The 12,960-nt window shown below is 55.8% G+C and carries 11 protein-coding genes; 5 read left to right on the forward strand and 6 right to left on the reverse strand.

The window, feature by feature from the left end; all coding sequences use genetic code 11:
- Nucleotides 1–262: 262 nt before the first annotated feature.
- Nucleotides 263–1,108, reverse strand: coding sequence for a hypothetical protein (locus tag Q1B13_RS03585; RefSeq protein WP_299075988.1), 846 nt, complete (start codon nucleotides 1,106–1,108; stop codon nucleotides 263–265).
- Between the two features lie 422 nt (nucleotides 1,109–1,530).
- Between Q1B13_RS03585 and Q1B13_RS03590 the strand changes: the two genes are divergently transcribed.
- The 4 genes from Q1B13_RS03590 to Q1B13_RS03605 all read left to right on the forward strand — a co-directional run bounded on the left by Q1B13_RS03590 (nucleotide 1,531) and on the right by Q1B13_RS03605 (nucleotide 5,277).
- Complete coding sequence (locus tag Q1B13_RS03590; protein WP_298936012.1) at nucleotides 1,531–3,282, forward strand: acetolactate synthase 3 large subunit; 1,752 nt, start codon at nucleotides 1,531–1,533, stop codon at nucleotides 3,280–3,282.
- 5 nt (nucleotides 3,283–3,287) lie between these two features.
- The gene (locus tag Q1B13_RS03595) at nucleotides 3,288–3,692 is read left to right on the forward strand and encodes a hypothetical protein (protein WP_299075991.1); all 405 of its coding nucleotides are present in this window, start codon (nucleotides 3,288–3,290) and stop codon (nucleotides 3,690–3,692) included.
- The gene (gene ilvN / locus Q1B13_RS03600; protein ID WP_298936014.1) at nucleotides 3,692–4,252 is read left to right on the forward strand and encodes an acetolactate synthase small subunit; all 561 of its coding nucleotides are present in this window, start codon (nucleotides 3,692–3,694) and stop codon (nucleotides 4,250–4,252) included. Before Q1B13_RS03595 ends, ilvN begins: the two co-directional genes overlap by 1 nt.
- Before the next feature lie 317 nt (nucleotides 4,253–4,569).
- Complete coding sequence (locus Q1B13_RS03605; RefSeq protein WP_299075992.1) at nucleotides 4,570–5,277, forward strand: helix-turn-helix transcriptional regulator; 708 nt, start codon at nucleotides 4,570–4,572, stop codon at nucleotides 5,275–5,277.
- 46 nt (nucleotides 5,278–5,323) lie between these two features.
- Here Q1B13_RS03605 and Q1B13_RS03610 read toward each other — a convergent pair whose 3' ends face one another.
- The 4 genes from Q1B13_RS03610 to prfB form a co-directional block, all read right to left on the reverse strand.
- Complete coding sequence (locus Q1B13_RS03610) at nucleotides 5,324–6,106, reverse strand: DUF2189 domain-containing protein (protein WP_299075994.1); 783 nt, start codon at nucleotides 6,104–6,106, stop codon at nucleotides 5,324–5,326.
- 25 nt (nucleotides 6,107–6,131) lie between these two features.
- Entirely contained in the window at nucleotides 6,132–7,532 is a 1,401-nt protein-coding gene (locus Q1B13_RS03615; RefSeq protein ID WP_299075996.1) for an amidase, read from the reverse strand.
- 128 nt (nucleotides 7,533–7,660) lie between these two features.
- Nucleotides 7,661–8,368, reverse strand: coding sequence for a M50 family metallopeptidase (locus Q1B13_RS03620; RefSeq protein ID WP_299075999.1), 708 nt, complete (start codon nucleotides 8,366–8,368; stop codon nucleotides 7,661–7,663).
- Nucleotides 8,369–9,496 carry a peptide chain release factor 2 gene (gene prfB, locus Q1B13_RS03625; protein ID WP_299076004.1) on the reverse strand — a complete coding sequence of 376 codons (1,128 nt, stop codon included), beginning with the start codon at nucleotides 9,494–9,496 and terminating at the stop codon, nucleotides 8,369–8,371.
- Nucleotides 9,497–9,573: 77 nt separating this feature from the next.
- Here prfB and Q1B13_RS03630 point away from each other — a divergent pair, with 77 nt between their 5' ends.
- Nucleotides 9,574–10,407, forward strand: a complete 834-nt coding sequence (locus Q1B13_RS03630; protein ID WP_299076007.1) for an aminoglycoside phosphotransferase family protein — start codon at nucleotides 9,574–9,576, stop codon at nucleotides 10,405–10,407.
- Here Q1B13_RS03630 and Q1B13_RS03635 read toward each other — a convergent pair.
- Nucleotides 10,401–12,890 (reverse strand): penicillin-binding protein 1A, encoded by a 2,490-nt coding sequence (locus Q1B13_RS03635; RefSeq protein ID WP_299076010.1) that lies wholly within the window; start codon nucleotides 12,888–12,890, stop codon nucleotides 10,401–10,403. The genes Q1B13_RS03630 and Q1B13_RS03635 overlap by 7 nt on opposite strands.
- Nucleotides 12,891–12,960 lie beyond the last annotated feature (70 nt).

Genomic DNA, 12,960 nt, shown 5'->3' on the forward strand with positions numbered 1-12,960 from the left:
ATTCCCTCAACATCAATGTAAAAGGATTGGTCATCCCCCAACGGCTTGGCATCAGTTCGGGCATTCCAGCAACCTGATCGCTACCGAACCATTTCGCAAAAAACGCATAGTTCTCTTGAGTAAGCCCGCACGTAACCCACGGCGACCGAAGTAAAAATCGATCTGCGCCTTCAATGAACTGCAATATATAAACGGCGTGAGCTGCAATAGCCCTGGCATCCGAGCCCCGCCGCTTGAAAACGCCGTTACATGCCGACGCCTCTCAATCCAGCAACTGATCCTTACGCATCCCTTCACGGGCATGATGGTGCGGCAAGACACGCCCATAAAGTTGCCGGGTCCGTTCAATGCCACCGCACATCCCTTCAGCTTCAACAAACGAGAATATGCCGACATATCGACGGCGCTTACCCGTCACCGGCGCAACCCGGTGCAGAGAATACCGGCCCCTGAATATCTGCAGATCCCCCGGTTGCAGTTCAAGGCGACGAACCAAGGCCCCATTGCCATCCAAAACCGATGCGACCTTGTCGAAATTCTCATCCTCGGATGTGCGCAAATTGGGCGCATATTCAAACGCCCCGCCTGCCTCACCGTTCTGGATGGCCAGCGTCACGGTGTAATTGTTGGTGTCAAAATGCCAGGGAAACCCCTGCCCTTCTTCAACCACGTTGACAATCACATCCGCAAGCGGGTCATCATATCGAAAAAACCGATCAGCCGGTTCCCCCAATGCCGCTCGGATAAAGGGAAGAAATCCTTTGAATTCATAGATCCGCCGCAAGGGACCGGACTTGGTAAAATTATCAGCGGGGACAAAAGCGTTAGAACGGTCAAAAAACCGCCGGATCGGATGACCCGCGCCAAATCTCGGATCGTCCTTGGTGAAGTAAGCATTGGTGCGATTGAATGAGCGATGCACCATGGGCGCAACGGCTTCTGCTTCGCTGACCAACAGTTCAATCCCCTGCGGATGTACAAAGCCAGGCATCACAGCACATCCATCCTGACCCAGCTCGCGCTGCAAATCCTCGATCATCCGGTCATACGCCGGCGAATCCGGGCGATCGATCGGATACCGTCCAAGATCCACTAAATCGTGTAGCATACGCCGCCTCCCGTGTTTGCGCTCTCAGGGTCAGCGTGACGCAGCAGAGATCTCAAATCATGCCAGTTTTGGACACCGGCCTGACGCTTTCGGACAAGTCAGAAAAACCGCACACGGGGCTATTTTTTCCTAAATTTTCCCGGATGTTCCGATCATGCGGCAATTTGCGCAATAAAATGTCGCAAAATCCCGCCCTCAAGTTAGAAAATTGGCGCAATTGCCTGTTGACGCCCCTTTCGCTCGCCCATAATGTCCCTTCCAAGCAAAAAGGAGCCTCTGGCGATGAGAACGCTAGTCGTAATCGTAGGAAACACGCGCATGGGCCGGTAACGGTAAACCATAATCGAACCCATGCGCCTCCGAATGATCGGGGGCTTTTTTTTGTCAAACGCAAGACACATGTCGCGAACGGAGCAAAGCAGATGACACGTGAGATGACCGGCGCAAAGATGGTAGTTCAGGCCCTCAAGGATCAGGGCGTGGACACGGTATTCGGATACCCCGGTGGCGCCGTGCTACCGATCTATGACGAGATCTTTCTGCAAAATGACATCCGTCACATTCTGGTGCGTCACGAACAGGGCGCGGTTCATGCCGCCGAAGGCTATGCCCGTTCGACCGGCAAGCCGGGTGTCGCGCTTGTGACTTCTGGTCCCGGTGCCACAAACGCGGTGACCGGCCTGACAGATGCTTTGCTGGATTCGATCCCGATTATCGTTCTGACCGGACAGGTGCCCACCTTCATGATCGGCTCGGACGCCTTTCAGGAGGCAGACACCGTTGGCATCACCCGCCCCTGCACCAAGCACAACTGGTTGGTGAAGGACACGGATTCGCTGGCCACAACGATGCATGAGGCATTCCATGTCGCAACCTCGGGCCGCCCCGGCCCGGTTCTTGTCGACATTCCAAAGGACGTGCAGTTTGCAAATGGTGAATACAGCGCACCAAAACCGTCAAGCTCACACTACCAACCTGTTCTGAAAGGTGATCTTGAAGAGATCACCGAGTTGGTTGCCGCAATTGAAACCGCAAAGAAACCCGTCTTCTACACCGGCGGGGGCGTCATCAACTCCGGCCCCGCGGCCAGCCAATTGCTGCGCGAGTTGGTGGATGCAACCGGATTCCCGATCACCTCGACCCTGATGGGTCTGGGCGCCTATCCGGCCTCAGGCAAGAACTGGCTGGGCATGCTGGGCATGCATGGTCTTTATGAAGCCAATCTGGCGATGCATGACTGCGACCTGATGATCAATATCGGGGCGCGGTTTGATGACCGTATCACCGGACGGATCGATGCGTTCTCGCCCAATTCGAAAAAGGCGCATATTGATATCGACCCAAGCTCGATCAACAAGGTGATCCGTGTGGACATCCCGATTGTCGGCGATGTGGGTCATGTGCTTGAGGATATTCTGAAGGTCTGGAAAGCGCGCGGCCGCAAAACGGATGCCGCGAACGTTAAGCAGTGGCAGGGTCAAATTGCTGAATGGCGCAAGGTGAATTGCCTTGCGTACACCAACAGCGAAAAGACCATCAAACCGCAATATGCGTTGGAACGGCTTGAGGAACTGACCAAAAAGCACGATCGGTACATCACCACCGAAGTTGGTCAGCATCAGATGTGGGCCGCGCAGTACCTTGGCTTCGAAGATCCCAACCGTTGGATGACATCTGGAGGGCTGGGCACCATGGGCTATGGCTTCCCCGCCTCAATCGGGGTGCAGATGGCCCACCCGGATGCTCTGGTGATCAATGTGGCTGGTGAGGCGTCGTGGCTGATGAACATGCAGGAAATGGGCACTGCAGCTCAATATCGTCTGCCGGTAAAACAATTCATCCTGAACAACGAACGTCTGGGCATGGTGCGCCAGTGGCAGGAACTGCTGCATGGCGAGCGTTATTCGCACAGCTGGTCCGAAGCCCTGCCCGATTTCGTCAAGTTGGCCGAGGCGTTCGGAGCCAAGGGTATCCTGTGTTCCGACCCTGCTGATCTGGACGATGCGATCATGGAGATGATCAATTACGACGGCCCGGTGATCTTTGACTGCCTCGTCGAAAAGCACGAGAACTGCTTTCCCATGATCCCGTCAGGCAAAGCCCACAACGAGATGCTGCTGGGCGAGGCCGAAACGCAAGGCGTGATCGATAGCAAGGGATCGGTTTTAGTTTGAGACTGATGGCGTACCAAGAGAATATGCTTGTCAGGCAACGCCTTCGAAATCGTCAAATTGAGGCGTTGGAACTGGCGTCTTCGTGGCCTGCTCAACTGAAATACCAAAATGAGGCTCCCGAGGTTTCGGTTCCACGTGAGGTCATCAATCAATTTGATGACGTCTTCCATGGTGACCAATCGCAGCTCTCAGGGCCTCTGTATTCACAATCTGAGGAAATCGCGCTTCGGAAATACTCTTGCGTATTCAATGATGTTTGCCAAAAATCACCTGCTTCGCTGCCTTCCTTGCAGGAAGTGTTTGAGCTTTCTGCATGGCAGGAGCTGAGGGATGCAGCGAAAGAAGCACTGGATGTCATGATGGTACGCGGCCCATTTCCTGAGGATACTCTAAAGAAGGACGATGTCTAATGTCTGCCCTACATATCAAAAAAGGCTCCACACGCCATTCGGCCTATAATCTACGGCCAACCTTCTCGGACGTACAGGAACGCCATACCATTGCGGTTCTTGTCGAGAACGAACCGGGTGTCCTGGCCCGTGTTATCGGCTTGTTCTCGGGCCGTGGTTACAACATCGAGAGCCTGACGGTGGCCGAGGTGGATCATACCGGCCACCTGAGCCGCATTACCATCGTCACTACCGGCACGCCGCAGGTGATAGAACAGATCAAGGCTCAACTTGGCCGCATTGTTTCGGTACGCGATGTACATGATCTGACGGTCGAGGGTTCGTCGGTCGAACGCGAATTGGCCATCATCAAAGTGGTGGGTGACGGCGACAAGCGGGTCGAGGCGCTGCGACTGGCCGATATCTTCCGTGCGAACGTAGTAGACAGCACGCTGAACTCATTCATTTTTGAGATCACCGGCGCGCCGGACAAGATCGATGCTTTTGCCGACCTGATGCGCCCTTTAGGCCTTGCAGAAATTGCCCGCACCGGAGTCGCCGCCCTGCTGCGTGGCGACTGATCGAAAGTCGTCCCTGCCCTAGATTGCATAAAAGACTGGGGCGGGGATAACTCCGGGTGGCATTGCACCTGGAATTCCAACGCAATCCATCGGTTTTGCGCGTTAGACTTTCAATAACCCGACTTCTTCATCCAAAAGATCGCACATTTTCACGTCGAGCCTATTGCGTTTGCCATCCGGGTCGCTAGCTTCGATGCCGCAACGCGACGTGGGGAAACGTTGCTTGGGGTCATCTGTACGATTTCTTGATATGCGTACGGCCTGCGGGTCAACGCTGTCGTTTTTGCACTATGCATTGACCAATGCCCGGGACGACTATGACGAACAACACTCGCAGCCCTGCTGAATTGCGCGCCATGTTTGGCGCCAACCTCAGGCAGCTGACACAGGACTACCCGTCTGTCGCGGCTTTGTGTCGTCAGTTGGGTGTCAATCGCACCCAGTTCAACAGGTATCTGTTTGGCGAAAGCGTGCCTCGAGCTGAAGTTCTCGACCGGATTTGCAGGTTCTTTAATGTAGATGCCCGAATTCTGCTGAAGCCTATAGATGATATCCCGGCGCTGGATCAAAACCGCACTTTAACCACCCTGACCAGTTTTCTGACGTCGGGTGTTCAGGCAAATGACAGAAATACGCTTTCGCCGGGCTTCTATGCAGTCACTGAGGGTGAATCATCCAACCGACAGCTTAGTCTTCTTTACGCGCGAAATCTGCCGCAATGCACGCTTTTGCGCGGATTTACCGCGCGCAGAGATATGCCCGATGCCCCGCCTTTGGCGCGCGAGAGACAAGGGTTTGCCGTGTGCGCCGACGATCACATTTACATGCTGATATCGCGCCGCAACGGGGAAGACAGCCGTGTCTATTTGGTGACCCGTGACCTGGAAGGTGATGCCACCCGATGGTTCGGCACAGTGACCAAACCTTCCTCGGCACATAGCCCTATGCCTGTTGTTCTCAAGCATCTTGACGCGGACACGGCTGCGGTGCTCGACACCGCGCGGAAATCAAACTGCGGTGCCTAGAAAACCAGTTCGCTATTCGCCGAGGCTCGTACCACCTGATCACCCGTTATTGTGAATCCTCGTCGCTGCCTTGCGTAATCTGACGGTACAAGTGCCAGCTAGCGTGTCCCAAAAGGGGCAGAATGACCAGCAACCCCAAAAACCACGGCACCATTGCCGCGAATGTCAGCAAAGCAATGAACGCCCCCCAGACCAGCATAATGGGCGCATTGGCCGAGACGTACGAAAAGCTTGAGATCATCGCAGTGACGAAATCTAGTTCCCGATCCAATAGCATTGGGATCGACAGAACAGTGAGCATGTAAAGCACGGTCGCAAACACCGCCCCAACAACGCTTCCCACTGCCAACATCGTCAACCCGTTGGGCGTCAGAAACACATCAATCGACGAGGACACGTTCGTCATTGTCGACAGCCCCATGAACAATGCGAAAATCATGTGACCGAGAAAGAACCAGAACAGAAACATCACCACTATGATGGCACAGATCGAGGGCAACTGGCGGCGGCTTTGCTGGAAAACGATACCGAAAATCGACTTTAGATCAAGCGGTTCGCCCTGCTCCAACCGGTGCGACACCTCGTATAGGCCCACGGCTGCAAACGGACCGATCAGCGGAAACCCGATAGCAGCGAGAACCAACCAATAGGTCGTTCCTGTCTGAATCGTGATCCACGCGATTGCCCAACCGGCCAGCACATAGAAGCCAGCAAAGATCAAACCAAACTGTGGCGCACGCAGAAAGTCAGCCCAGGCCCGCCGCAGGGATACACGCAGCATCTGGGCATCTACCGGCCGCATCTGTGGAGCACCAAACGGCTTTTCCATGTTCTGTTCCTCCTCCCTTATAGCGCTAAATCGCTGCCGGATGCTTTTGCGGCCACTGGGTTTCGGCATGATAGGCTGCGCCAATCGCAAGCAGTTTTGCATCCGCACCGCGCGGGCCAAACACTTGCAGGCCCATTGGCAACCCGTTGGATCCGAAGCCAGCAGGTGCCGCTAGACAGGGCAGGCCCAGCAAGCTGACCGGCAAAGTCACATGCATCCACCGGTGGTAAGTGTCCATCGACTGCGCCGCAATCTGGGTGGGGTAAGGCACCTCGATCTCAAATGGCCACACCTGAGCCGAAGGTAGCACCAATGCATCATAGTCGCGAAACAACTCTTCTGCCCGCCTGAACCAATCGGATCGGATGGCACTGGCGCGGTGAACATCCATCGCTGTCATGGCGAGGCCTCGGTCCAGCTCCCATATTGCGGTGTCTTTCAAGGATGCCCGTTGTTCCAGCAATGGCTCCAGCCCCGCCGCGACACTCCAGGATCGCAGCGTGATCCAGCTGTCCCAGATCTGTTCGGCATCAAATGGCGCCGCTATCGGGTCAACATATGCGCCCAGGTTTTCGAAAACGTCCAACGCAGTTTCGCAAACATCCAAAATGCCCGCCTCGGTCGGGAATGCGCCCGTCCAATCCCCAAGCCATCCAATTCGCATCCCCTTCAAATCGGCTGCCTGGACGGGCGAGACAGCGTCGCTGTGATGAACGTGAGGAAGACGTGGATCGGGGCCTGAATTCACATCCAGAAGCACGCCCAGGTCTTCGGGGCTACGCGCCATCGGACCAAGCGTTGACAGTTGATGCAGAAACGCATCGCCCACAGGCTCGGGCGGGACCCGCCCCCAGCTTGGACGAAATCCATAGACGTTGTTCCAGGCTGCTGGGTTGCGCAGGCTGCCCATCATGTCAGACCCATCGGCCAGAGCGACCATGCCGGTCGCCAACGCAACCGCTGCCCCACCGGACGACCCGCCGCAGGTCCGTGCGCTATTATATGGATTTCGTGTGGCACCGTAGACCGGGTTAAACGTGTGCGACCCAAGTCCAAATTCAGGCGTGTTTGTCTTGCCGATCAGGATCGCCCCGGCCTGTCGCATTCGGGCTGCTATCAGATCGTCTTTTTGCGGTACGAAGTCGCGAAAAACCGGGGACCCTTGCGATGACACAACCCCTGCGACATTGACCAGATCTTTGACCGCAATCGGCAGCCCGTGTAATGCGCCTTTGATTGGCGCGGCATCCATAGCTTTGGCCTCGGCCATCAGGTCATCTTCATTGCGCAATGCCACGATCGCATTAACTTCACCGTTGATGGCTTGGATCCGGTCCAACGTCGCGCGCATCAATTCCGATGCCGACAATCGACTGGCGCATATCTCCGACAGCAATGCAGTTGCAGAGGTCTGGGTTAGGGTCATTGGGGCCTCAGCGGCTATGGCTTTTCTGTTGTCGCGATCAACCTAGCCGGGGCTTTAACCCAATTAAACCCGTAGTTTGGATGTATCTTTCACCCTGCCAATCGAACACACTGTTCTGCGAGTTTTGGCTACCTGGCGCGGATGTCAAACCGCAGATTGCTATCGCGGCCCAGCATATAGCGTAGACAATAGATGATCATGACAAAGCTGAGGACCAACCATAACCCGCCCCACATCAACGTTGTTCCGCCAAACTCTTCGGCCAGCATGTACGCATCCGAGCGTAAACCGGCGCGCCTTATGGTGTCGTCAAAGATATCAAACGGAACGTAGATCATGCTGGTCAACCCGATAACTCGTAGTACCAGATCACAGAGCTTGCGGCTCAGATACCAAGCAGCACCCAGCATAACTGCACCAAAACCCGCGCAGAACGCCGTGGCAAAGGGATCGCGGACATAAAGAAGCGTCACAAGCAACATGACCCCGCCGAACACGCCAAGCACGGCCCTGTCCATATCTGTGCGCAAGGCGATGATCAGTAGGCCCATTCCAAGTAAGAGCGATCCCAGATATCCAGCAGAAAGACTTACAAACCGGTTGCCGCCCCGCCCGATCACAAGACCACCCTGCTGGGGCGAAACCGAGAAGCTTTCGACAGAGCCGCCGGTCAGAACAATAGCTAAAGCGTGCGAAAGCTCATGCAGGAAGACAACAAGGATCTTCAGTGGAAGAATGAACGGCGTGTTCCACAACAAGAACACGGTTGCGACAATGGCGATCAACTGCCAATGCCCTGTGATCAGGTTTGCGGCAAAGGTCAGACGCTGGCGCAATTAGCCTTCGCCCTGCGCCTCGGAGCGACTTTTGCCAGCCACATTTAGCGCTAGTGTCGCCGCCATGAACTCATCCAGATCTCCGTCCAGCACGCCCTTGGTGTCCGACGTTTCGTGGTTGGTCCGTAGATCTTTGACCATCTGATAGGGCTGCAAAACGTAAGACCGGATCTGGTTGCCCCAGCCCGCGTCACCCTTGGCCTCGTGGGCTGCGTTGATATCGGCGTGTCTGCGATCCAGCTCTTGCTGATACAGGCGCGATTTCAAGGCCTTCATGGCGATGTCACGGTTCTGGTGCTGCGATTTGACAGAGCTGGTCACCACGATCCCTGTCGGAATGTGCGTGATCCGCACCGCCGAGTCTGTGGTGTTGACGTGCTGACCACCCGCGCCAGAGGACCTGTAGGTATCGATACGAATGTCAGACGGGTTCACGTCAATCTCGATATTGTCGTCCACGACGGGATAGACCCAGACAGAACTAAACGACGTGTGCCGTTTGGCCGCCGAGTCGAAGGGCGAGATGCGCACCAGGCGGTGCACACCGCTTTCGGATTTCAACCAGCCATACGCGTTGTGGCCCGAAATTTTGTAAGCTGCCGATTTGATCCCCGCCTCTTCGCCCGAGGTCTCGGACTGCAGCTCGACCGTGTATCCCTTTTTCTCGGCCCAACGTACATACATGCGCGCCAGCATCGAGGCCCAGTCGCAGCTTTCAGTACCGCCCGCGCCTGAATTGATTTCAAGGAAGGTATCGTTTCCGTCTGCTTCGCCGTCCAACAGAGCCTCAAGCTCTTTCTTGGCCGCTTTTCGCTGTAGGCTTTTGATGGCCCCTTCGGCGTCTTGGACGACCTCTTCATCTTCTTCGATTTCGCCCAGTTCGATCAGCTCGATATTGTCACCGAGATCTGTTTTGATCGACTCGTAGGTCTCAATTGCATCCACAAGCATCTGGCGCTCGCGCATCAGTTTTTGCGCCTTTTCAGGGCTGTCCCACAAATTGGGATCTTCAACACGCGCGTTGAATTCCTCCAACCGGTGCGGTGCGGTTTCATAGTCCATGCGCTGCGCCAACAGCTCTAGCGACTTTTCGATTTCCGCCACGATATTCTGGGTTTCGGCGCGCATGGTATGGTCCCAACTTGCTCAATCAGGCCTGCGTGATAGCAAGAGGTGCGAGGCACCACAAGACAGGCGAGGCGTGAATGCAAGGCGCACCACAAGAGTTTCTGGACAGATGGGCACTTATCCCGCTTGGCGCCATTGCAGATACCGGCGCTGCACGGGTTTGGAAGGTGCAGCAAGCCGATGGAACTCACGCGGCGCTCAAACTGTATCGCCGACTGGATCGCGGGAACGAGGCGCCTGGGACGCAATTGTTATCCGCGTGGCGGGATCGCGGGGCTGTCAGAATTCTTGAAGTTGCCGAAAACGCAGTGCTGATGGAATGGTTGTCCGGGCCGACCCTTGGCGATATTGCACGATCCGGGCAGCCGGACAAAGCGGTTCAAAGCTTGGCGGATACGGCGCGCCGTCTGCATCACCGTCCAATGATTGACTGCGCTGGATTGAAGCCTCTGGCCCAAGTATTTGCCCCGCTGTTTGAGTGCCGATTTGCCAAGACGTGCCCCGCCTCTTTGGCAAAGGATATGAAACGAGCGATCAGCTTGGCCCGCGATCTATTGGATAAGCAAACCGTGCAAGTTCCGCTGCACGGGGACCTGCATCATGACAACGTCATTCAGACCCAAACCGGACCGCGCGCGATAGATGCCAAGGGATATGTGGGAGATTCCGCGTTTGAGCTGGCAAATGCGCTGCGTCATCCCAAAGGCATGAAAGGCCTTGTTCGCCAAACTCAGCAAATAGAACAGTGTCTGACACTCTATGCTGATGCGATGGCTGTACCGCGCCAGCGCCTAGCAAAATGGGCAGCTGCAAAATGCGCTTTGTCGATGTTCTGGCGAGCGAGCGGCCTCGTCACCGAAGATGCCGAAGCCGATCTGTTGCGCCTGCTGTTAAAGGCTGCCGATCAATAAAGCCCGCCAGTCGACAGATCGCCTTGCGTAGCTTTGGGGCCGACGGTCACAGTCTCACCGGTAGATGTCTGCACCTCAACGCCCGCGCGCTGCACCTCTTCGAACAGCGGCAGGTCAGATCCGATGGCAAAACCACCATCGTAGATCCGGTCAATGAAGCCATCGACGCCATCGCGGAAATACTCGGCCACAACATAGTCGCCACTGGCGTTGTCAGGCAGACGCGCGCCGCTGAATCGGTCGATCTTTATGAAACGCCCGCCCGGCGGTACGTCGAAGGGACCGCCGCCGTATTTTTCCACGGCTTGTTCCATAAAGCTCTGGAAGACTGGTCCGCACAATGTACCACCGTATGCGCCACGCCCCATCGGGCGCGGGCGGTCATACCCGATGTAGCAACCCGCCACGATGTTTGACGTAAATCCGATAAACCAGGCGTCCTTCGATTCATTTGTCGTGCCTGTCTTGCCGGCGGTAGGAACCGGCAGATTGACAACACTCGAGGCTGTTCCGCGATCCACGACGCCCTTCATCATGGACGTCAACTGATACGCAGTGACGGCATCCATAACCTGGCTACGGTTGGTCTCAATCGTCGGGGCTTCATCCGGTTCCAGCCAGTTAGAATTGCAGTCCAGGCACTGACGATCATCGTGCCGATAGATTGTCTTGCCAAACCGATCCTGAATACGGTCAACCAATGTGGGCTCAACCCTCTCGCCACCATTCGCGAACATCGCATAGGCAGCCACCATCTTGTACAAGGTGGTTTCTTCTGCCCCCAACGAGTTGGCCAGAAACGCGCCCATACGGTCATAGACACCGAACCGTTCCGCATACCCGGCGACAACGGGCATCGTCACCTCTTGCGCCAGTCGAATGGTCATTAGGTTTCGCGATTGTTCGATCCCGGTGCGCAGTGGCGTCGGGCCGTAGAATTTGTTGGAAGAGTTCTTGGGCCGCCACAGGCCTTGCGGCGTGTTCACTTCAATCGGAGCGTCCACCACAATGGTCGCGGGGCTGTATCCGCTATCCAACGCAGCCGCGTAGACAAAGGGCTTAAAGCTTGACCCCGGCTGGCGTTGCGCCTGTGTGGCCCGGTTGAACACCGTGTCCTGATAAGAGAACCCGCCTTGCATCGCCAGAACACGGCCCGAGTTCACGTCCATCGCGACAAAGCCGCCCTGCACTTCGGGTACCTGTCGGGCGGACCATTGGCCCTCTTCCCCGGCGACGACGAGTATCACGTCACCACGTTTGAAATTCGCTGCGAAATCGCCCTGCATCCACTTGATGTCGGAACGCGGGATGACGCCATCTGCCGGACCATTTTCAATCCCGACCGTCAGGGATTGTTCCGCAACATCCATCACAACCGCCGGATACCACTTGGTCGGCAGAACCACATCGCGCGGGATCTCCATAATGGACAGTGCTTCTCGCCATTGCGCTTCGTCTGCCAAGGTTTCTTCGGCGATCACTTCGCCAGTTCCGCGCCACTTACCGCGAGAGCGGTCGTATTTCTGCAAGGCTTCACGCAGAGAACGGGCGGCTTCGATCTGCATTTCTTCATCGACCGAAGCACGTACTGTGAATCCACCAGTGAAGAATTCACCTTCGCCAAAATCCTCGCTCAGCTGGCGGCGGATTTCGTCGGTAAAGTAATCCCGAGGCGGCAGTGCAGTGCGGAAGCTTTCGAAGTCACCATTCTGAACCGAGCGCAAGGGCTGCTCGACCTCAACTTCGAAGGTCGCCTGATCGATATGGCCATTCTGGCGCATCTCGCGCAGAACATAATTTCGGCGATCCAGAAGGCGCTGTTTTTGCCGAACCGGATGGTAATCAGAAGGCGCTTTGGGCATCGCGGCCAGCGTTGCGGCCTCATGCGGGTCCAGCTCTTGCAGAGTTTTGTTAAAGTATGTCTGTGCCGCAGCCGTTACACCATAGGAGTTCTGGCCCAGAAAAATCTCGTTCATATAAAGTTCGAGGATTTGTTCTTTGTCCAGCGTATCCTCAAGCCGCGTGGCGAGGATGATTTCCTTGATCTTGCGTTCGGCCCGGCGGTCTCCAGACAGCAGGAAGTTCTTCATCACCTGCTGGGTAATTGTCGATGCACCACGAACAGTTTCGCCTTTAGACCGGACAGCTTCGACACCGGCCGCAATAATGCCACGCGGGTCGTAGCCCTGATGGGTGTAGAAATTCTTGTCTTCGGCAGAAATGAATGCCTGTTTCACCAGGTCCGGGATTTCTTCGGACGGCGTGAACAAGCGGCGTTCCTGCGCAAATTCGTCGATCAGTTGCCCCTCGCCGGAATAGATACGGCTGATTGTCGGCGGCTTGTATTGTGCCAGCGACTCGTGGCTGGGCAGATCGCGCCCGTACATCCAGAACACCGCGCCAACAACCAACGCAGCCATGAAGATACCCAAGGTAACAAGGCTGAAAATAGCCCCAAAAATCGAAAGAATGAACCGGATCACGTTACTGCCTTTTTCTCGCGCTGCCGCCTATATAGTGTCGCGCTGCTCAAGGGTCAAAACAACAAGCATA

The sequence above is a fragment of the uncultured Ruegeria sp. genome (assembly GCF_947489545.1).
Lineage (GTDB): Bacteria > Pseudomonadota > Alphaproteobacteria > Rhodobacterales > Rhodobacteraceae > Ruegeria.

Bases quoted from the DNA above. Each gene is read 5' to 3' on its own strand.
- Q1B13_RS03605 (WP_299075992.1), top strand. From the start codon at position 4,570: ATGACGAACAACACTCGCAGCCCTGCTGAATTGCGCGCCATGTTTGGC.
- Q1B13_RS03610 (WP_299075994.1), bottom strand. From the start codon at position 6,106: ATGGAAAAGCCGTTTGGTGCTCCACAGATGCGGCCGGTAGATGCCCAG.
- Q1B13_RS03595 (WP_299075991.1), top strand. From the start codon at position 3,288: ATGGCGTACCAAGAGAATATGCTTGTCAGGCAACGCCTTCGAAATCGT.
- ilvN (WP_298936014.1), top strand. From the start codon at position 3,692: ATGTCTGCCCTACATATCAAAAAAGGCTCCACACGCCATTCGGCCTAT.
- Q1B13_RS03585 (WP_299075988.1), bottom strand. From the start codon at position 1,108: ATGCTACACGATTTAGTGGATCTTGGACGGTATCCGATCGATCGCCCG.
- Q1B13_RS03590 (WP_298936012.1), top strand. From the start codon at position 1,531: ATGACACGTGAGATGACCGGCGCAAAGATGGTAGTTCAGGCCCTCAAG.
- Q1B13_RS03615 (WP_299075996.1), bottom strand. From the start codon at position 7,532: ATGACCCTAACCCAGACCTCTGCAACTGCATTGCTGTCGGAGATATGC.
- prfB (WP_299076004.1), bottom strand. From the start codon at position 9,496: ATGCGCGCCGAAACCCAGAATATCGTGGCGGAAATCGAAAAGTCGCTA.
- Q1B13_RS03630 (WP_299076007.1), top strand. From the start codon at position 9,574: ATGCAAGGCGCACCACAAGAGTTTCTGGACAGATGGGCACTTATCCCG.